The sequence below is a fragment of the Marinomonas maritima genome, from assembly GCF_024435075.2.
In the GTDB taxonomy this organism is placed as follows: domain Bacteria; phylum Pseudomonadota; class Gammaproteobacteria; order Pseudomonadales; family Marinomonadaceae; genus Marinomonas; species Marinomonas maritima.
Genome location: NZ_JAMZEG020000003.1, coordinates 88,596 through 107,424 on the forward strand (window position 1 = coordinate 88,596; position 18,829 = coordinate 107,424).

Below are 18,829 nucleotides of genomic sequence, written 5' to 3' on the forward strand. Positions count from 1 at the left end.
TTTAACTCGACGTATTTTTTTCAACGTGTGTCTAAAACAATCAAGGCCCCTTAGGGCCCTGATTCATCTTACTGTTTATTACGCATCAGCCGACGGCGCTCAAAATCACGTATTCGCTGACGACAATGGGCGATGGTTTGATCACTCATCGGCGTTCGACGCTCATCACGTAGCTCTCCACCTAGATTACGAACTAAGGTCTGGGCTGTCTCAAGCATAAAATCAAATGCTTTCATGCTATTTTTAGGCCCTGGCAACCCCATGAAAAAACTCACACCAGGACAATCACTTTCCCCCATGGAGTCTAAATCAAACGTACCCGGTTCAATCGCATTTGCCATGCTAAATTGCACTCTTCCACGGTCAAATCCGTCTTCATGACGATGAAAAATGTCCATTTCGCCATAACGCATCCCGCAATTCAGAATGAGTTGTAACAGTTCCATGCCAGAGAAGTTCTGTCCTTCTGGGGCAAAAATATTAATGACAATCACTTCTTCAATTTCAGCAACGCTGTCGTCTTCTTGAATGCCATCATCCATATCTTCGACAATACCATGTGGCGTTATTTGATCAATGTCGACTTCCGAATAACTGCGTTCGTAATCTTCATCGCCATGAACATCTATATTGTTTTCAGTATCGATGTCGAAGTCTAGATCCAGCTCATCTTGCTCATAAAAACCATCATCTGAATAATTTTGCTCGGATATAGCCGAATCGCCAAAATCTCTTTCAGGAACCAAAGAGGCCAGTTCATCAAGATGCATTTCTTCACCCCGATCGAGCTCAGGGCCAGAATCCACTTTATGTGGCACATCAGTCAAAGGTGATTTTGCGGTTTGCCTAGCACTCTCAAAGGCACTCACAATAGGGTCATGTGATGATTTCGATCTCTCTTTTAAAGAACCCGTTGCTGCACCTTGATACACTAGAGCATCATCTGGTTCATCAAATTCACCAAGATCATCTTCTGATTGGACATATTCTTGTCCCTTTTTATATCGACGAAATCCATCTATGAGGATAACGACAATAATGACGACCCCAATCAAGATTAGCCACTCACGCAAGCTAAATTCCATTATACATTCCGAATAGCATCAATTTAAGTTGACTGTATTATCAAACGAAGCGGCCTAGGATTCAATTACAAGGCCACGTTGATTACGAAAATCTCTTTACTATTTGTAAGTAGACCACGCTTTATACCGATTATTCGACCTTTTGTAAGATCATTGTCATTAATATCCGACAATTTCACGACAATATCGACTTTATCGATTTCCGCTAACGTTGCCGTTGGCATAACCGCGTCTAAATTGGTTAATAAAATAGGTTGTTCTAAATCCTCCGGAAACACTCTTTGTATCGCCACCGGCATTTTTTGCCCTTTGGCTAACGCGTATACCAGCAAAATATCGTTCTTTTGCCAGTAAAAATTATGTTTGTCCCATTCAACTTTCATCGCTAACTGATGAGTAATGATAGGGGCAACTTGTCGATAACCTATCGCACCGATATCACGAGCCTTAGTAATGGCAGATAGTAACGCGATACGTTCGGCAGAATTAGAATTATAGCGGATGGCTTCTTGCCACGCTAAGACGGCGCCTAAATAGTTTTTTTGGTCAAATTCTGCAACCCCTTTTAAGCCAAGCGCAATGGCTTCAGTCGGCGCTTGTTCAAGTATGGCATCAACCGTTTTTTGCATTTTTACCGAACTTTGATTGCCATTCGCATAAAAAATCGCTTGGGCGTATTCCACCAATAAATTCACTCTACCATCCGCTTCTCTTGGCATTGCCTCAAGCGCTTTTTCAAAAGCGACCACGGCCTCGTTGTATCTGCCTGCACTTACGTCATCGGTCGCTTCATAATACCAATCTTCAACACTTCCATAACGTCGGCTACGATACTGAAGGAAGTCGCTTACTTTTTGAGGCGTAAGACCTTGGGTTTGCAAATCTTGTGTAAAAATCACCTCTTTAGCATACCCCATACGCTGATAAAGGCTCACACTCCCCAATACCAGCACAACCACAACACCCAGCATAACCCACCGAGCAAGCGGGGTCCCGATATGAAAAGTGTGTTTTCTCTTCGATGCTTGTCGCTCACTTTCATGATCAACATCCCGCAAAAGCTGTACCGACTCATTAGACGTTAGGCGCCCCGCTTCCAGCTCTTCGGCTATTTCCTGTCGACGCACTTTACCAAAGACCTGAAAATCCAGTTTTTTGAGGGAACGAAGACGCTTTAGCACTGAACCATAAAGAAACAAGATACTAAGAGTAATCATTGCCGCCATCACTAAATAAGCCATTATCATGACGATACCCCACGTCTTTTACGGTTCGTCATCACCACAAAAACAAATACCAGTAAGCCAAGTCCGAGTAAGATAAAAGGGCCATACCAAAGCAAAAATGTCGCCGAAGAATGCGGTGGACGATACAACACAAACTCTCCATAACGAGCAACCATATAATCAACAATTTCCTGATCCGTTTTACCTTGCTCAATCATCTGGTGAACCTGCTCACGCAAATCAACCGCAATGCCTGAACCTGAGTCCGCCAAGTTCTGATTCTGACACTTAGGACAACGTAGTTCTTCGACCAAACTTTGATAGCGAGTTTGATTCAATGACGAACTAAATGACATCAACTCCTCAGCCATACTTGGCAGAGTAAAACCAAAGGTTATTAATAATAAAAACAATCTAAGCATCATCATTTTAAGTGACTTTTTATGACAGGCCAATTTTGAGCATTAATCACGCCTTGGTGTCGATAAACAATCATCCCAGAACGATCCACAACAAACGTTTCTGGCGCCCCTGTCACGCCCATATCTACGCCAAAGCGCCCTATTTCATCCATCAACACATTGGCATAAGGGTTACCTTTTTGCGCCAACCATTGCTGCGCTAGATTTTTTTCATCTTTGTAATCAATACCAATAATGATAACGCCTTCATCCGCAAGTTCGATCAAAAAAGGATGTTCTAAATGACAAGCCGGACACCATGTTCCCCAGAAGTTAATCAAATAAGGACCATCTGGTAAATCCTCTTGCGTAACAAGTTGATCTGTTTCTAGTGACACTAATGTGAAGCCAGGGACTTTTTTTCCTACTAATGCCGAAGGCATGTATTGGGTATTTTTCCCCAATTGCAGATAAAAAATGGAGCCCAATACTAAAAAAAGAATCAATGGTATGAAAAGCAGTACTTTACGCATATCTATTACTCTGCTCGCCTTCGATAGCGTTTATCAAGCGCCGCTAATAATCCGCCGACCACCATCATTAAACCACCTAACCATATCCAGCGGACGAAGGACTTAACGTAGATTCTCACTCCCCACGCGGAACCATCCAACTTTTCACCCAGAGAAATATATAAGTCTCGTGTAAAACCCGCGTCTAATGCAGCCTCTGTCATCATTTGTTGTCGTGTCGTAAATAAGCGTTTTTCAGGGTAAAGCACCGCCACCGGTTTGCCAGCTTTATATGCTGAAAAATGCGCTCTATCTGCTACGTAATTAGGGCCTTTAACCTGCTCTAATCGATCAAACCTAAATTCATAACCCGCCACAGTCGTACGATCACCAGGTGACAAACGCACCATAGACTCTTGGCTGTTGATACTGACCAGTACAATCCCGACTAGGCTGACAACCATACCAAGATGAGCCAGTAACATACCGTAATAGTTTCTCGGCAACTGACGTGCACGCGGAATGATGCCCTTTGTCCCAGCCGATACTTTGCCGAACCAATCAGCAAAAGACAAACAAACCACCCAAAAAACAACGGTGAAACTAATCCAAGCCAAAAGGCCAAAATCATACCAATAAACCAAGGCAGCAGAAATTAGCGCAGACAAAATCACCGATGATAGACAAGGAATAAAAAACACGCTGAGTGGCGTATTATGCCACTTAGACAAAGGTCCAACGGCCATGCAAACAATGAGCAACAACGCAATGGGTGTAAATACGCTATTAAAATAAGGTGCGCCAACCGAAATTTTACCAAGTTCCAAGGCATCAAAAATCAAAGGATATAAAGTACCTAGTAAAACAGTAAGCGTTAATACGGTTAATAAAATATTGTTCAGCAACAACCACGCTTCTCGCCCAGTCAAACCAAAAGATACGGTGGATCTCACCTGAGCTGCACGAATCGCATACAAAAGTAAACTGCCGCCGACTAACACCAACAGTAAACCCAGAATAAAAATACCGCGAGTTGGATCGGCCGCAAAAGAATGCACCGATGTCAACACACCAGAGCGAACTAAAAATGCGCCCAACAAAGAAAGGCTAAAGGTAAAAATAGCCAACAACACAGTCCAGCTTTTAAAAACACCACGCTTCTCTGTCACTGCTAACGAATGCAATAAAGCGGTTCCCGCAAGCCAAGGCATAAACGAGGCATTCTCAACAGGGTCCCAGAACCACCAACCGCCCCAGCCCAACTCATAATAAGCCCACCAACTTCCTAGCGTGATACCCAGCGTCAAAAACGCCCAAGACGCCGCTGTCCAAGGCCTAGCCCAACGAGACCAAGAAGAGTTCAAGTTACCCGTAATCAATGCTGCCACCGCAAAAGCAAAAGCAACAGAGAATCCAACATAACCCATATACAATACTGGCGGATGAACAATCAGACCAAAATCTTGCAAGAGCGGATTCAAGTCGCCACCATCGACCGGTACATCAGGTAGTAAACGAGCGAAAGGTGAAGAGGTAAAAAGTAGAAAAGACAGAAACCCTGAACTCACACCCCCTAATACCGCTAAAACAACGGGGCCAACGTCTTCAGGTAACGTTCGTATTCTAAAAGCAACGGCAGCACACCACCCTGATAAGATTAGCACCCAGAGCAATAATGAGCCTTCGTGACCACCCCACACCGCGCTGAATTTGTACCAGATAGGTAACTGGCTATTGGAGTTTTGACTAACATATAAAACAGAGAAATCATCGGTAATAAAAGACACACTCAAGATGACGAAACTAATCGCCACCAAAATATACATAATGAAGGTCAGCGGGCGAGCCGTTTCCAATAAAAGGCGATTGTTAGCCCAATAGCCAATCATGGGAACAACCGCCAATATCAAAGCAAAAAACAGTGATAGTATCAGTGAAAACTGACCAATTTCAGGGAGCATAAAAAGCCTAAACTAATAAATAGATTGTTCGGTTGCTGTCTTTTTTTGTGTTGCATTTTGTGCGCTCTTCAGCGCGTCTGACACTTCTGGCGGCATATAATTTTCATCGTGTTTAGCCAGCACTTGATCAGCCTGAAAAACGCCTTCGTTGTCCAACTTACCTTGCGCCACAACTCCCTGACCTTCTCTAAACAAGTCCGGTAAGATACCTTGATAGGTAATGGTAACTTTATGTTCGAAATCCGTTACGTCAAACGACACGTAAAGCGTTTTTGAATGACGCTTTACGCTGCCTTCCACCACCATGCCACCGGCTCGAATATTGGTATTATGAGGCGCTTTACCTGTAGCAATCTGGGAAGGTGAATAAAATAAGTTGATATTTTGCTGTAGGGCGTACATCACTAATCCAGTGGCAACACTCAAGATAATGGCGATCACCATAATAACCAACAGGCGTTTTTTTCTTACGGGGTTCATGAGCGCGTTTGATTCCTCAAATAGCGTTTAACAAGCTTACCTCGTATCTTGCGACGTTTCGCCAAGGTATTCCACGTCAGCACGATTAAGGCAAATATACTAACCCCATAAGCAGACCACACATACGAACCATGCTTTCCCATCGCTAAAAAGTCGAAAAACGTATCAAAAGCCATTGTTATACATTACCTCTTGCTTCACCCAACTAGATCGGTGTTCACGCTGCATTATCTCAGACTGCATTCGCCACAGAACCAAACTCGCCACAAAACAATAAAGCCCCACAACACAGATTAGCAACGGTATCCACATTGCTGCCGGCATCGCTGGTTTTTCCATCAAAGTAAAGGTTGCACCCTGATGCAACGTATTCCACCACACCACAGAATACTTGATAATCGGCAAATTAATCAGCCCAACCACACTAACCACAGCCGTTGCTTTGTTGGCTAACACTAGGTCATCTAAGGCATTTTGAAGTGCAATAATCCCCATATACAATAAAAACAATACCAACACAGACGTTAACCTAGCATCCCATATCCACCAGGTGCCCCAAGTAGGCTTTCCCCAAATCGCGCCAGAAACCAAAGCAATAAGGGCCATCACTGCACCAATGGGTGCCATCGACTTAATAAAAATAGGGGCTATTTTCATTTGCCAAACAAGATAAACAAAGCCCGCAACACCCAGGGCGAAATAACAAGACTGAGCCAACATCGCCACAGGCACGTGAATATAAATAATACGGAAACTGTTACCTTGCTGATAATCAGCCGGAGCAAAAGCAAGCCCCCAGACCAACCCAACAACAAGACAAAGGCAACCTAAGAAAAATAACGGTAACGCTAACGGTTTAGACCAAAAATAAAAATATTTCGGCGAACCCAATTTATGAAACCACACCCAGCGCATCAGTTAACACTCGCTTTTATCGCAATCGCCGTCATAAAAGGCGAGACCACTAAAGACAACAAAGACATCGCCAGCAATATGGCCAACAACCCAGAATAAGGCAACCCCACTTGAGCCGCATGAACGGCTGAGGTTGCAAAAATAATGACGGGGAAATAAAACGGCAATATCAACAACATCACCAACATGGCGCTTTGTTTTAGCGATGCGGTTAAAGCTGAGCCAATAATACCAATAAAAAACAAACAGGGGGTTCCCACAAGTAATGTCATAATCAATACCCAAAAGGCCGCACTTGGTAAAGACAGCATTTCGCTCAATAACGGCATAACCAGCAGTAACGGTATAACCACACTCGCCCATAATGCGACAACTTTGAGTAACATCAATAAAGGCAAAGACAAACCACTGACCACCAATTGCTCCAAGGAGCCATCAAGATAATCATCTTTAAAGGCTCCTTCTATTGACATCAATATAGCCAACACGGCCGCACACCAAATAATGCCACCTGATGCAGGAGACAAAAACTCAGGTGACGAATTTACACCAATGGGAAACAACGCCACCACCAAAATAAAAAACAGCACAGCATTAACCACGTCTTGTTTTCGGCGCCACAACACTAACAGTTCAGATCTCAAAAAAGAGGTATAAGTCATAGCGAAAAAACGACATCACGAGAAGAAATAGAGCGTAAATTTTGGTGTGTTGTTAGCACGACCAAACCACCTAAAGAGACATGCTGCCGAATATGATCTTCTAATATGACAATGCCTTTGTCATCCAAAGACGCAAAAGGTTCATCAAGCAACCAAAGTGTTTTTTTGCTCAACCATAAACGAGCCAAAGCCACACGCCTAACTTGCCCTGCAGATAGAGTCTGCACTGGTGAATCGAGGAAAGACAGCAAACCTAAATGTGTTAACGTACTCTCTAACTCGTTTGGCAAGACATTTGGACAATGCCATCGAAGATTTTCTTCAACAGTTAAAAGACGCTTCACACCAGCAAAATGGCCAATATAAAGCGCATTTTCGTGCAACAAACTACGATCTTGCGTCACGTCTTTTTCCGAATAGTGTATTTGCCCTTCTAATGGGGGAATCACACCTGCCATCACTTTTAACAAAGAACTTTTGCCCGCGCCGTTCTCACCCAAGATCCGAAGCACGTCACCTGAATGAACCTCAAAAGAAAGCCCTTTACACAGGTCTCTTTCGTCACGTTCAATCCAAAGGTCTGATATTGTTAAAGAAACATAAGAGTGCAAAAGATTTATCCAGTCCGGCCGATATAAAGGTCAACATAACCATTGTTTGGTAAAAATAAAGGTCGCTCATTATATGAGAATCTTTCTGAAATAACGAACCAATAGGCAGGCTATATGATCTCTGACATTCAATCTATGCTTAATTCATTTTCAGGCAAGCAGAGTAATGTCAGCAGCAATGTCACATTAGGCAACGCAGGTACACTCGCGAAACTGAGCAGCGAAATCAAACTCATAGAAAATTTAAGCTTAATCAAATTTCAAGGCAGTGAGACACTTAACTTTCAAGGTAAGCCCGTTCAACTTTTGCATGCTTCAAGTCTCCAGCAACCATTCACTTTAATCAACACAGGCACACCTATTAGCATTACCGACATGACCAATGCTCAATTAAATAAAACCAGTCAAACCCAAGCAAGCTTGACGGCGCCAACCGAAACATTTTCACGCCTGACACCGTCGTCGCGTCTAATGGAATCGAACCCGCCCTCTCCTCAAACAAAACCAATAGAAAATTTAATATTGGCGTCTAGAGTCGTGAATTTAACCGTTGTTTCAACACCGACTACCACAAATGTAGGCCCAAACGCTCAGGTAATTAACTCTCAGACAAGTATCACTCAACAACCGCTTAGTTCCCCCAAAGAAAATACTCAAGCAACTAATTCACCTACAATGCAAACGACAAATACTCAAGCAACTAATTCGCCTACAATTCAAACGACCAATACTCAAGCAACTAATTCGCCTACAGCTCAAACGACAAATACTCAAGCAACTAATTCGCCTACAACTCAAACGACAAATACTCAGGTCGTCAATACACCGCAAAACAACACACAAAAAACAGATACGCCACCAAAAAATAATATGCTGAGTACGAGTCAGCTCATCACCGTCACTGACGGTAAGACAGAGTTCCCAATTATTAGCCAGACAGCACTAAAAAAAGGCGATGTCATTCGAGTCCTTGTCGATGCAAATAACAATCTACAAGCGTTACCGCCGAAAGCGAATTTGAGCGCGACAACCACGCCTCAACTGGATGCGTTAAAACAAAGCCTGCCAAAGCAACTGTCATTCAATGATATGTCTCAGCTCGTTAAGCAATTACAGACGCTCAATGATGCATCGCCCTCAACTCTACCACCCCAAACACAACAAGCACTCAAACAACTGGTGCAAAGTTTACCTAATTTAGCCACATTAACCGCTTCACCAGAAACAATGAAACAAGCCATCCAATCCAGCGGTTTGTTTTCTGAGTCATTACTACTAAACAACAATAAAATGCAGCTCCCTGTCGACTTAAAGCTCAATCTAGAGCGATTAAAAGATATACAAGAAAGCACTGGTCTATTACGCCTCGGAAATGCTGCAGGCAATAACATTCCTACAGAACAAATCGCTAATGCCATCGAACGGATTACGACGAATCAACTACGACATATGACAGATCCGATTCAAATAGGCACATCTAATTATCCCTTACATATAGAACTTCCTATAAAAGACGGTCAAACTCATCATTTAACTCAAATAGAGATAAACCAAGATTCAAGCACAAAAGACGATCCGAAACGAGACAGACGCTGGTTAGTAAAATTAAAGTTTGATTTTGAAGAAACGGGAAGGTTTGATGCGAGAGCCAGCATTCAAGCCAATAAAGTAGGCATTATCTTTGCTGCAGAGAACCCTGAGACAGTACAAAAATTACAAAGAAACCTGCCCTCACTAAAACAACAATTAAAGGATAAAGACATTGAAGTTGAAAGGCTCGACACCTTTCAATCAAAGCTAGACAGAGAAGAAAAGAATGATTTAATCAAAATTCAATCTTTAATCGACGTGAGAACATAATGCAAAAAGCGATAGCGCTAAAGTACGATTACAACACGGCTCCAACCGTTACAGCAAAAGGCAGTGGCTTGCTTGCAGAAAAAATAATGGAAGTCGCAAGAGAAAATGATGTGGTATTGCACCAAAGTCCTGAGTTGGTTGAAATGCTCAGCACCTTGGAATTAGGAGAAGAAATCCCAGAATCTTTATACTTGGCGGTCGCTGAAATCATCGCTTTCGCCCATAGCATCAAGAACCATCAGTGGTAATCTGAATTTTTGCGAGACTCTTGTTTTAATAAACTAATCAGTTCTGCTTCTGCTCGAATGAGGCCGCATTTAGAGACCAAATCATCGATGGTAGCCCCCATTCCCAAAAGTTCCATAGCGCGATTATATGATACACCACCCTCTTTTGACAAAATTTCAGATTGCTTCTCAACAGCAAGGTTTAGCTTTTTCTCAATAGCAACTAGACGCCGCCCCATCCCAATTGAGCCTGAGGCAAGTACTTGAACTTGTTTTTTTTGATTCAACTCCGCTTCTGCGTGTTGACGCTTCGCTTGCTTTAGACTTTTTGACAGTCGAAAGGCCCATACGACAACAGCAATCAAGATCACAAATTGAAGCATCAGAAGAAGGTTAAATAACCATTGAGATTCCATCTAATACAACTACCTTAGTTACTTACATTGATCCTACTTCAGACCAATCATCTTCTGATAACAGCTTATCAAGATCAACAAGAATCAATAAAATATCATTTTTATGACAAACCCCTTGGATAAACTTAGAGGATTCATCATTGCCAACATTTGGCGATGCTTCAATTTCAGACTGACGAAGATAAACAACTTCAGACACAGCATCGACCAGGATTCCAATAACATGACCTTCTACTTCCAAGATCATGATACGCGTCGCATCTGTGATCTCGCCCGAAGGTAAATCAAATCGCTGGCAGGTATCTATGACGGTAACAACCGTACCGCGCAAATGAATGATACCTAATACAAAATTAGGCGCACCTGGAACTGGTGCTATCTCAGAATAACGCAAAACCTCTTTTACTTGCATAACATTTACGCCATAGATTTCATTCTCTAAGCGAAAAGTTACCCACTGCAACATTGGATCTTCTGACTGTTTTGCAGTCTTTAACGCTATGCTAGTCGCCATTACACATCTCCAAAGATCAAAAAATGATCGCTACAATTATTTTAGCGTGTTCTTAAACCCATTTTTTGGGTCATCTAACAATTCTATAAACCCTTGTACATCCAGTATGGCACACATATGGTCAATTACTGTGCCAGCCAACCAAGGGCGTTTGCTTCTATCGCTTCGCCACTTTACTTGTGATGGTTCTAAGGTGATTGCCTCTGCAACATGCTCACATGCAACACACCAATCGGAACGATCCAACTGAATAACAAATTTAAACTTTTCTTTTAACTCACCATCATAATGATTAGGCATCACCCACAAAGCAGTATCGACAGTACGAAGATTAAACTCCCCTACATTTGCAACACCCATAAACCAATCTGGTTGACCAAAAATAGAGGTTAATTTTTCTTTTCCACTTTGGAATATTCCACCTAACTCAACTAAAGGCACGGCCATTTTTAGACCACCAACATAAAACAACAAGCATTCAAACCGTCCTGTCGCCCATGGTAAAGGGTCTGTTTTAGAAATCTTTGCAACTGGCTCTGGCTCTGGCTCTGGCTCTGGCTCTGGCTCTGGCTCTGGCTCTGGCTCTGGCTCTGGCTCTGGCTCTGGCTCTGGCTCTGGCTCTGGCTCTGGCTCTGGCTCTGGCTCTGGCTCTGGCTCTGGCTCTGGCTCTGGCTCTGGCTCTGGCTCTGGCTCTGGCTCTGGCTCTGGCTCTGGCTCTGGCTCTGGCTCTGGCTCTGGCTCTGGCTCTGGCTCTGGCTCTGGCCGATCAATATTTGGTTCTTCAGCAATCGTTGGCAAGTCATCGATGTGCGTAGAAATTGCATCTTCAAAATCTTTAAAGGACGCATCCAGAGAAGACAGTTCATCTTCGCTCAATATCGAATCAGATGTTACATCATCAGAATCAACTGACTCTGTATCATGAGCACCCGCTACATCATCAACAGGCTTTTCTGTAGTCGCTTCTTGTAATAAATCATCAAGATAACGTTGAACCGCCATCTGAGGTCCTATTAAAGCCTGCTCTTTGTTCTTTGTATCTTTCATAAACTATTACTATCCCGCTGGGTTCAGCAAAGAATCCATCAGACTTGTGTAAGCTTTAACCCCTCGAGCATTCGGATCCAGTGCCGAAGGAGCGATACCTGCTGTGCTAGCATCTCTTAACTTTGTATCCACCGGTATTACAGAATGCCACACCAACTCTTCATAAGTATCTTTTAAACTGCGTAGGCTTTTATTAGATGCCTGAGTGCGTCGATCAAACAATGTAGGGACTATCAGAAATGGTACAGGGCGTTTTCTTGCACGATTTATCATAGTCAATGTTCGAACCATTCTCTCCAAACCTTTAATAGCCAAAAACTCTGTTTGTACGGGTATAATCAACTGCTGACAAGCTGCCAAAGCATTAATCATCAACACACCAAGCACTGGCGGACTGTCGATTAATACATAATCGTAATCATCCCATAAAATAGCCAGCGTTTTTGATATTACCAACCCCATGCCACCTTGAGCTTGAGCATGACGCTCCAAAGTAGCCAAGGCCGTAGATGCAGGCAACAAAGACAAATTTGGGTGACCCGTTTCCAAGATTAAAGAAGCAGGTAAATCTTTAGATATTTTCCCGGTCACTTGAAAAAGGTTATAAGCACTTTTTTCTATCGAGTCTGGATCAAAACGAAAATAACTGGTCAATGACCCATGAGGATCAAGATCAATCATCAATACGCGATTACCAGCATCAGCCAACAACCCTGCTAAGGAAACTACCGTGGTCGTTTTGCCAACGCCGCCTTTCTGATTCGCCACTGCCCAAATGTGCACTCTGAGTCCCCTGATATCCTATGCCGTTATTTTGCTTACGAATTATTTTCAATCATATACAGTAACACGCTATTTAAACAAGTAATCATAGAGATTATCGGCCTTACGCTTACTAATTCGCAATATTACACGTCTATTTTGCTGACGAGCATAGTCATTCGTATTTCTGACTTTTGGGTGCTCACTAGAAAGCCCTAAAGGCGCAATCATCTTAGGATCAACCCCTCTATAAACCAACTCATCCACTACAGAAGAAGAGCGTAAACTGGACAAATGCCAATTCGAAACCAAACGACTTGAGTTAACTGGCAAATCATCAGTATTACCCTCTACCAATATCACTGATGGGTGCACTTTAAGAATATTAGCAACTAGAATCAGCAGCGCGACCGCTTCGTTTGTTAAATCATACTCACCTTGGCCAAATAATAGGCCTGACTTCAACTCAAAACTTACCCAATTTGCCGATTCAGTAACCGAGATCTGACCCGTTGCATGTAGTCCTGAAAATTGATTTTCTACAACTTGACTTAATAAATCATAAACAGCAGAAGAATTACTTTCTTCAATCGTAGGGGGGGCTGCCGGAATCGGTTTTGTCTCAACTACTTCTATATCTTTCGGCTCACCAACAATAGGTTCACCAATATTGATAGGCTTTATGGATTTTTGCACGGCATCGAAAACGCCATGAAGCGTTTCTTTCAAGCGCTGCTCATCTCCAGCATTTTTCAACGATAAAGAGTAGAGAGCAACAAAAAAGGCGAATAATAAGGTAATAAAATCAGCGTAAGACAATATCCAGCGATCTCGACCTTGGGCGCTTGAAGGTGGCAACTTAGCCACTATACGACGACGCCTTAATGACCGAGGAGGAGCATCATTCATAGCTATTAAGCTCTAACTCTAGCCTATAAGGATGTTTGCCAGTGGCAATACCACAAATACCATCAATGAGTAGTTGATGGTAAAGTAATTCTTGATCTACATAGCCTGTTAATTTTTTAGTAATTGGAAAGATGACCAAGTTTGCAAAGCCCTGACCATAAAGGGTGGAAACGAAAGCCACTGCAATACCATGCCCCAACGCTTCTGGACTGTCTAAGTTCGCCATTGCTTGAATTAGTCCAAGCACGGACCCCATAATCCCCAACGTAGGCGCATAACCACCTATAGACTCTATAAAAGACACACTTTTCATTCGTTTATCATAAATGCGGACAGCATCGTCATGTAGCCGATCAGCCAATAGATATGGGTCTGTTCCATCAATAGCCATTTGCAGCGCTCGGCTAGAAAAACGACTACCTAATGCTTCAATATCAGATTCTAAAGCAAGTAGAGAAAGCCTTCTGGCCTTATGAGCAAGATTATTTAATGACGCCCTAGCAGAGTTGAAATCATAAATAGGTGGAAAAAGACTCCACTTGATCAAAACAAGAGCACGCACAGCCTCTTGAATGCTACTTTGAATTAACGTAGCACCGATACTGCCAACAATAACAATAATAGCAGAGGGTAAATTAAGAAGAAGGATGACTTCTCCCCCACCTAACCAGTTAGCAAAAAATACCGAACTAAAAGCAATTAAAAGACCTGCTAAGGTAACAAAATCCACTAGTTAACCTCGCGTGCAATACGCTCACCAATGTGCTCTAAATCGATAATCTCATCCGCTAAATTTGCTTTTTCTATGGCCATCGGCATACCATAAATAACACACGACTCTTCACTTTGAATCCAAACCCTTGAACCAGAACTTTTCAGCATCCGAGCACCTTCACGACCATCTACCCCCATTCCAGTCATGACAACAGACAAGACTTTACCCGGATAGCATTTCGATGCAGAACCAAATGTCACATCGACAGATGGCTTGTAATTAAGCCTCTCATCACCATCAAGTATGCGGACGCAACCACCGTTTCGAGGATCAATCATCATTTGTTTTCCTCCTGGTGCGAGCAAAGCAACTCCTGATTGTAAACGGTCTCCATCTTTAGCTTCTTTAACCGTAATCTGGCAAATATTGTTTAATCGGTCAGCAAAAGCCCCTGTAAAAGCCGCTGGCATATGCTGAACTATAACCAAAGGTGCAGCAAAGTCTTTAGGCAATTTACTCAATACAGCCTGAAGAGCCATAGGACCACCAGTAGAGGTTCCGATAGCAATAAGACTAACTCGCTTTCTAGCACGAGGAATGATAACCCCACGCTCGGTCACGATTGGTTTGGGAGCCTCTCGTGGAGCAAGAGCTTCAACTGGTTTTCTGCTACCCGCTAAACGCGTTCTAGCAACCGCTAATACACGCTCAACCAATGCCCTCTTAACTACCGCTGAATCACGAGAGATATCCTCAAAATTCTTCGGCATAAAATCAACAGCACCAGCCTCCAAAGCATCTAGAGTAACTTTCGCACCTTCATGAGTTAATGAAGAGAACATTAGCACTGGTGTCGGCTTAAGCTTCATTATATTAACTACAGCGGCGATACCGTCCAATACAGGCATCTCATAATCCATAGTCACAACATCAGGAGATAAAGACTGAACTTTATCTATAGCTTCCCTTCCGTCATTAGCAGTCCCAACTACCGTTAAGCGAGGATCTGCTTCGAAAATTTCAACAAGACGACGCCTAAAAAAACCAGAATCATCAACAACAAGTACCTTTACAGGCATATCACATCCCCTAAATGAAAAGCTTACTACCTTGATGCATAATTTTTAAGCATACTAGGCACATCCAGAATCAATGCAATACGACCATCACCGGTAATTGTCGCACCGGCCACACCTGCGGTACCTTGCAACATTTTCCCTAATGGTTTTATAACCACTTCTTCCTGACCGACCAACTGATCAACAACAAAACCAACTTCATTCATGCCCACTTGTACAACAACAACATGAGCTTCTGCAGGTAAATCGCCCTTACCACCTCCCTTAACCAACCAACTTTTCAGATGGAAAATAGGTAAGGTTTTTCCTCGAATAACAACGACTTGCTGACCATCTACAACATTTGTTTTCTTCAGATTAAGATGGAATATTTCATTAACACTAACCAACGGGAAGGCAAAAGCTTGGTCGGCAAGCGTCACCATTAAAGTTGGCATGATGGCCAGAGTTAATGGCACTTTAATAATAAAGCGTGAACCTTGACCAAGAACCGATTTAATTTCTAGAGTACCATTTAATTGAGATATTTTGGTTTTCACCACATCCATCCCAACGCCACGTCCCGACACATCAGTAATTTCTACTTTTGTAGAAAAACCAGGTGCAAAAATCAGGTTAAACGCTTCTTCATCAGATAATCGATCTGCAGCATCAGCGTCCATCAACCCCTTCTTAACAGCGATGCCACGAAGATGGTCAGCATCCATACCAGCACCATCGTCTTCGATGGACAACAATATGTGATCACCTTCCTGCTCCGCAGATAAAATTACGGTGCCCATCCGAGGCTTACCATTAGCTTCTCGAACATCTGGTCCTTCCACACCATGATCAACTGAGTTTCGCACCAAATGGACTAGTGGATCAGCTAACGCCTCAACTAAATTTTTATCCAAATCCGTATCTTCACCACGAAGAACAAGATTAACTTCTTTCTTCATAGTACGAGCGAGATCTCGAACGACACGCGGGAAGCGCCCAAACACTTTCTTAATAGGCTGCATACGCGTTTTCATTACCGCATTTTGCAAATCACCGGTGACAACGTCAAGGTTTGATACTGCTTTTCCCATCGACTCATCTTCGCTTTGAAGACCTAATCGAACAAGGCGATTTCGAACCAATACTAGCTCACCCACCATGTTCATTATGTCGTCTAACCGCTTAGTGTCGACCCGGACAGTAGTTTCTTGGGTAACAGGCGCATTGGCCGTTTTTTCTTTGACTTGATCTAGTTCAGGCTCCGGCGCTTTAGGTGAAGGCTTCGGAATAGGTTTAGGCGTTGGCTTAGCTGAAGCCACTTTTGGCTCAGGTTTAGGCGCTGGTTTCTCAGTTTTTTTCGCCTCTCCTTTTTCCTGCAAAGTGTCTAGGAGAGATTCAAATTCGTCTTCCGTAATCAAATTTGAATCTGCACCAGCAGGTGTAACAACCTCCGGTTCATCAACATTTTTTGCTGATTTATCTTCTGTTATATTTGAGGTTGATCCTTCGCCATGAAGCTTATCAAGTAATTCTTCAAATTCATCTTCTGTAATTTCATCAGAGGAAACCGCGCTTGTGGAAGCATTGTCCGTTGACTCATCATTTATTCCAGGCGCACTGCTACCATGAAGTTGATTGAGTAATGCATCAAACTCATCTTCTGTAATTTCATCATCAGTTTTTGGGGCTGTGCTGCTTTTAGGTGATGCATCATCAGATGATGAACCTCCTAAAGCATCTAATAAAGATTCGAATTCGTCGTCAGAAATATCAGCAGGTTCATCTGTATCACTATCATCTGTATCATCATCTTGATCTTCAGCAACAACGCTCTCTGGCTCACTTTCACCTGCAAGTTCCTCCGCTGTAGGAGGTGTTGCATAAGCACTAAGTGCCGAAATCAACTCTGGCGAAGCGCGTTCTGGTTCACCGCCAGCCCGCACGGCATCGAACATTTCATTTACAGCATCAAGAGCCTGTAAAACAATATCCATTAAATCAGAATCTATTTTACGCTGGCCATTTCTTAAAATATCAAAAACGTTTTCAGCATAATGACAGCAATCGACCAAAGCAGTTAACTGCAAAAAACCCGCTCCGCCTTTGACGGTATGAAAACCACGGAAAATCGCATTAAGCAATGGCTTATCATCTGGGTTTTGCTCTAAATCTACTAATTGCTCGGAAAGCTGCTCAAGAATTTCACCAGCTTCTACCAAAAAATCCTGTAGAATCTCTTCATCGAGTTCGAAACTCATCCTCAGCCCCTTCTAGAAACCAAGACTTGATAGCAAGTCGTCTACTTCGTCTTGGCTATTCAGTACTTCAGGCTTGTTTTGTTTATTGATAGCAGGACCGTGTCCACGAGTATCATCGTGTTCAGATTCCTTCTCTTGATGTTCAATTCCAGAGATACTATCAACGCGTCCAGCAACAGCAACGAGATGCACAAGCTTTTCTTCCACATCTCGAATTAAATCATTCACTCTAGTGATCACTTGACCTGTTAGATCTTGATAACCCTGCTCTAGAAGAATTGTGTTGAGGTTTGAATGCAAAGTGGTGGCACAATCATCCGCATACGATAAAAAGACATCTATGCGTTTGTATAAGTCTCGAAACTCTTGTGGTGTTAAGTCACGCTGTATTAATCGACTCCAATCTTTTCGCAGTTCTCTGGCCTGACTCTGTAATTCACTAGCCACAGGAACGCTACTATCGACCATATCCATGGTTTTATTGGCAGCAGCATTGGTCGTCTCAATAACATAATTCAATCGATCCGAGGCATCGGTGATTTTTGTAGCAGAATCATTCCCACCCTCACCAACGACCAAATCTATAGAATCAACTTGAAAATCACGAATAGCATCATGCAAACTCCGCGTCAAATGACCCACTTCGTTATAGAAGCTATTATGACGAGCCTCGCTTAATTCTTGGATTATTTTAATAGCAGCACCAAAATCACCCACTTCAAGGTGGTTTAACAGTTCTACAGCACCGTCTTTTACTAGACTTTCAAATTCCACTAATCCAGAGCCCAATACATTTGACATCTAAAGCCCCTATTTTGCAGCGTCTATTCGTTCGAATATTTTCTCAATTTTTTCTTTGAGAGCAACTGCGGTAAACGGCTTAACAACATAACCATTCACTCCTGCTTGAGCTGCAGAGATAATTTGATCACGTTTAGCTTCTGCGGTTACCATGAGAACAGGTATACTCTTCAATTTTTCATCGGCACGAACTGCACGAAGCAACTCAATACCAGTCATACCCGGCATATTCCAGTCGGTTACAAGAAAATCGATTGTTCCAGCTTGAAGTATAGGCAACGCAGTCGTTCCATCATCCGCTTCAACCGTATTGGTAAACCCTAAATCCCGTAGTAAGTTTTTAATGATTCGTCTCATTGTCGAGAAATCATCAACAATCAGGATCTTCATGTTTTTATCCAATGCA

22 protein-coding genes are annotated in these 18,829 nt (G+C 42.8%); 2 read left to right on the forward strand and 20 right to left on the reverse strand.

The annotated features are described in order from the left end of the window. Positions 1 to 68: 68 nt before the first annotated feature. The 10 genes from zipA to ccmA form a co-directional block, all read right to left on the reverse strand. Entirely contained in the window at positions 69 to 1,085 is a 1,017-nt protein-coding gene (gene zipA, locus M3I01_RS12490) for a cell division protein ZipA (protein WP_255896213.1), read from the reverse strand. A gap of 65 nt (positions 1,086 to 1,150) precedes the next feature. Further along, a complete protein-coding gene (locus M3I01_RS12495; protein WP_255896214.1) occupies positions 1,151 to 2,332 on the reverse strand; it encodes a tetratricopeptide repeat protein in 1,182 nt (393 codons plus the stop codon). After that, complete coding sequence (locus tag M3I01_RS12500; RefSeq protein ID WP_255896215.1) at positions 2,329 to 2,739, reverse strand: cytochrome c-type biogenesis protein; 411 nt, start codon at positions 2,737 to 2,739, stop codon at positions 2,329 to 2,331. The genes M3I01_RS12495 and M3I01_RS12500 overlap by 4 nt, the downstream gene beginning before the upstream one ends. Further along, positions 2,736 to 3,245: a DsbE family thiol:disulfide interchange protein gene (locus tag M3I01_RS12505; RefSeq protein WP_255896216.1), complete on the reverse strand. Its 510-nt coding sequence runs from the start codon at positions 3,243 to 3,245 to the stop codon at positions 2,736 to 2,738. Before M3I01_RS12505 ends, M3I01_RS12500 begins: the two co-directional genes overlap by 4 nt. A gap of 5 nt (positions 3,246 to 3,250) precedes the next feature. Continuing rightward, positions 3,251 to 5,185, reverse strand: a complete 1,935-nt coding sequence (locus M3I01_RS12510; protein ID WP_255896217.1) for a heme lyase CcmF/NrfE family subunit — start codon at positions 5,183 to 5,185, stop codon at positions 3,251 to 3,253. 12 nt (positions 5,186 to 5,197) lie between these two features. Beyond that, positions 5,198 to 5,665 carry a cytochrome c maturation protein CcmE gene (ccmE, locus tag M3I01_RS12515; protein WP_255896218.1) on the reverse strand — a complete coding sequence of 156 codons (468 nt, stop codon included), beginning with the start codon at positions 5,663 to 5,665 and terminating at the stop codon, positions 5,198 to 5,200. Beyond that, positions 5,662 to 5,841 carry a heme exporter protein CcmD gene (ccmD, locus tag M3I01_RS12520; RefSeq protein WP_317133926.1) on the reverse strand — a complete coding sequence of 60 codons (180 nt, stop codon included), beginning with the start codon at positions 5,839 to 5,841 and terminating at the stop codon, positions 5,662 to 5,664. The genes ccmE and ccmD overlap by 4 nt, the downstream gene beginning before the upstream one ends. Beyond that, complete coding sequence (locus M3I01_RS12525) at positions 5,831 to 6,580, reverse strand: heme ABC transporter permease (protein ID WP_255896219.1); 750 nt, start codon at positions 6,578 to 6,580, stop codon at positions 5,831 to 5,833. The genes ccmD and M3I01_RS12525 overlap by 11 nt, the downstream gene beginning before the upstream one ends. After that, positions 6,580 to 7,242, reverse strand: coding sequence for a heme exporter protein CcmB (ccmB, locus tag M3I01_RS12530; RefSeq protein WP_255896220.1), 663 nt, complete (start codon positions 7,240 to 7,242; stop codon positions 6,580 to 6,582). Before ccmB ends, M3I01_RS12525 begins: the two co-directional genes overlap by 1 nt. Further along, positions 7,239 to 7,853, reverse strand: coding sequence for a cytochrome c biogenesis heme-transporting ATPase CcmA (gene ccmA / locus M3I01_RS12535; RefSeq protein ID WP_255896221.1), 615 nt, complete (start codon positions 7,851 to 7,853; stop codon positions 7,239 to 7,241). Before ccmA ends, ccmB begins: the two co-directional genes overlap by 4 nt. A 114-nt stretch (positions 7,854 to 7,967) precedes the next feature. Between ccmA and fliK the strand changes: the two genes are divergently transcribed. Together fliK and M3I01_RS12545 are read left to right on the forward strand one after the other, a co-directional pair. Continuing rightward, positions 7,968 to 9,713 carry a flagellar hook-length control protein FliK gene (fliK, locus tag M3I01_RS12540; protein WP_255896222.1) on the forward strand — a complete coding sequence of 582 codons (1,746 nt, stop codon included), beginning with the start codon at positions 7,968 to 7,970 and terminating at the stop codon, positions 9,711 to 9,713. Then, the gene (locus M3I01_RS12545) at positions 9,713 to 9,961 is read left to right on the forward strand and encodes an EscU/YscU/HrcU family type III secretion system export apparatus switch protein (protein WP_255896223.1); all 249 of its coding nucleotides are present in this window, start codon (positions 9,713 to 9,715) and stop codon (positions 9,959 to 9,961) included. Before fliK ends, M3I01_RS12545 begins: the two co-directional genes overlap by 1 nt. On the opposite strand, the gene M3I01_RS12550 is transcribed toward M3I01_RS12545, so the two are convergent. The 10 genes from M3I01_RS12550 to M3I01_RS12595 form a co-directional block, all read right to left on the reverse strand. Further along, on the reverse strand, positions 9,952 to 10,356 hold the full coding sequence (locus tag M3I01_RS12550; RefSeq protein WP_255896224.1) for a DUF2802 domain-containing protein: 405 nt from the start codon (positions 10,354 to 10,356) through the stop codon (positions 9,952 to 9,954). The genes M3I01_RS12545 and M3I01_RS12550 overlap by 10 nt on opposite strands. A gap of 22 nt (positions 10,357 to 10,378) precedes the next feature. Further along, a complete protein-coding gene (locus M3I01_RS12555) occupies positions 10,379 to 10,870 on the reverse strand; it encodes a chemotaxis protein CheW (RefSeq protein ID WP_112140519.1) in 492 nt (163 codons plus the stop codon). 36 nt (positions 10,871 to 10,906) lie between these two features. Beyond that, on the reverse strand, positions 10,907 to 11,917 hold the full coding sequence (locus M3I01_RS12560; protein WP_255896225.1) for a chemotaxis protein CheW: 1,011 nt from the start codon (positions 11,915 to 11,917) through the stop codon (positions 10,907 to 10,909). Positions 11,918 to 11,926: 9 nt separating this feature from the next. After that, positions 11,927 to 12,700 carry a ParA family protein gene (locus tag M3I01_RS12565; RefSeq protein ID WP_176334610.1) on the reverse strand — a complete coding sequence of 258 codons (774 nt, stop codon included), beginning with the start codon at positions 12,698 to 12,700 and terminating at the stop codon, positions 11,927 to 11,929. Between the two features lie 69 nt (positions 12,701 to 12,769). Further along, positions 12,770 to 13,588 (reverse strand): flagellar motor protein MotB, encoded by an 819-nt coding sequence (locus M3I01_RS12570; RefSeq protein ID WP_275565106.1) that lies wholly within the window; start codon positions 13,586 to 13,588, stop codon positions 12,770 to 12,772. Then, positions 13,581 to 14,318: a flagellar motor protein gene (locus M3I01_RS12575; RefSeq protein WP_255896228.1), complete on the reverse strand. Its 738-nt coding sequence runs from the start codon at positions 14,316 to 14,318 to the stop codon at positions 13,581 to 13,583. The genes M3I01_RS12570 and M3I01_RS12575 overlap by 8 nt, the downstream gene beginning before the upstream one ends. Beyond that, positions 14,318 to 15,382: a protein-glutamate methylesterase/protein-glutamine glutaminase gene (locus tag M3I01_RS12580; protein WP_255896229.1), complete on the reverse strand. Its 1,065-nt coding sequence runs from the start codon at positions 15,380 to 15,382 to the stop codon at positions 14,318 to 14,320. The genes M3I01_RS12575 and M3I01_RS12580 overlap by 1 nt, the downstream gene beginning before the upstream one ends. A 26-nt stretch (positions 15,383 to 15,408) precedes the next feature. Beyond that, positions 15,409 to 17,622, reverse strand: a complete 2,214-nt coding sequence (locus M3I01_RS12585) for a chemotaxis protein CheA (RefSeq protein ID WP_255896230.1) — start codon at positions 17,620 to 17,622, stop codon at positions 15,409 to 15,411. A 12-nt stretch (positions 17,623 to 17,634) separates the two neighbouring features. Further along, complete coding sequence (locus M3I01_RS12590; RefSeq protein ID WP_255896231.1) at positions 17,635 to 18,423, reverse strand: protein phosphatase CheZ; 789 nt, start codon at positions 18,421 to 18,423, stop codon at positions 17,635 to 17,637. A 9-nt stretch (positions 18,424 to 18,432) separates the two neighbouring features. After that, positions 18,433 to 18,813: a chemotaxis response regulator CheY gene (locus M3I01_RS12595; RefSeq protein ID WP_013795356.1), complete on the reverse strand. Its 381-nt coding sequence runs from the start codon at positions 18,811 to 18,813 to the stop codon at positions 18,433 to 18,435. Positions 18,814 to 18,829: the final 16 nt, after the last annotated feature.

What these genes read in the sequence shown, in the direction of transcription:
- zipA (WP_255896213.1), bottom strand. Translation starts at nt 1,085, where the DNA reads ATGGAATTTAGCTTGCGTGAGTGGCTAATCTTGATTGGGGTCGTCATT.
- M3I01_RS12495 (WP_255896214.1), bottom strand. Translation starts at nt 2,332, where the DNA reads ATGATAATGGCTTATTTAGTGATGGCGGCAATGATTACTCTTAGTATC.
- M3I01_RS12500 (WP_255896215.1), bottom strand. Translation starts at nt 2,739, where the DNA reads ATGATGATGCTTAGATTGTTTTTATTATTAATAACCTTTGGTTTTACT.
- M3I01_RS12505 (WP_255896216.1), bottom strand. Translation starts at nt 3,245, where the DNA reads ATGCGTAAAGTACTGCTTTTCATACCATTGATTCTTTTTTTAGTATTG.
- M3I01_RS12510 (WP_255896217.1), bottom strand. Translation starts at nt 5,185, where the DNA reads ATGCTCCCTGAAATTGGTCAGTTTTCACTGATACTATCACTGTTTTTT.
- ccmE (WP_255896218.1), bottom strand. Translation starts at nt 5,665, where the DNA reads ATGAACCCCGTAAGAAAAAAACGCCTGTTGGTTATTATGGTGATCGCC.
- ccmD (WP_317133926.1), bottom strand. Translation starts at nt 5,841, where the DNA reads ATGGCTTTTGATACGTTTTTCGACTTTTTAGCGATGGGAAAGCATGGT.
- M3I01_RS12525 (WP_255896219.1), bottom strand. Translation starts at nt 6,580, where the DNA reads ATGCGCTGGGTGTGGTTTCATAAATTGGGTTCGCCGAAATATTTTTAT.
- ccmB (WP_255896220.1), bottom strand. Translation starts at nt 7,242, where the DNA reads ATGACTTATACCTCTTTTTTGAGATCTGAACTGTTAGTGTTGTGGCGC.
- fliK (WP_255896222.1), top strand. Translation starts at nt 7,968, where the DNA reads ATGATCTCTGACATTCAATCTATGCTTAATTCATTTTCAGGCAAGCAG.
- M3I01_RS12545 (WP_255896223.1), top strand. Translation starts at nt 9,713, where the DNA reads ATGCAAAAAGCGATAGCGCTAAAGTACGATTACAACACGGCTCCAACC.
- M3I01_RS12550 (WP_255896224.1), bottom strand. Translation starts at nt 10,356, where the DNA reads ATGGAATCTCAATGGTTATTTAACCTTCTTCTGATGCTTCAATTTGTG.
- M3I01_RS12555 (WP_112140519.1), bottom strand. Translation starts at nt 10,870, where the DNA reads ATGGCGACTAGCATAGCGTTAAAGACTGCAAAACAGTCAGAAGATCCA.
- M3I01_RS12560 (WP_255896225.1), bottom strand. Translation starts at nt 11,917, where the DNA reads ATGAAAGATACAAAGAACAAAGAGCAGGCTTTAATAGGACCTCAGATG.
- M3I01_RS12570 (WP_275565106.1), bottom strand. Translation starts at nt 13,588, where the DNA reads ATGAATGATGCTCCTCCTCGGTCATTAAGGCGTCGTCGTATAGTGGCT.
- M3I01_RS12580 (WP_255896229.1), bottom strand. Translation starts at nt 15,382, where the DNA reads ATGCCTGTAAAGGTACTTGTTGTTGATGATTCTGGTTTTTTTAGGCGT.
- M3I01_RS12585 (WP_255896230.1), bottom strand. Translation starts at nt 17,622, where the DNA reads ATGAGTTTCGAACTCGATGAAGAGATTCTACAGGATTTTTTGGTAGAA.
- M3I01_RS12590 (WP_255896231.1), bottom strand. Translation starts at nt 18,423, where the DNA reads ATGTCAAATGTATTGGGCTCTGGATTAGTGGAATTTGAAAGTCTAGTA.
- M3I01_RS12595 (WP_013795356.1), bottom strand. Translation starts at nt 18,813, where the DNA reads ATGAAGATCCTGATTGTTGATGATTTCTCGACAATGAGACGAATCATT.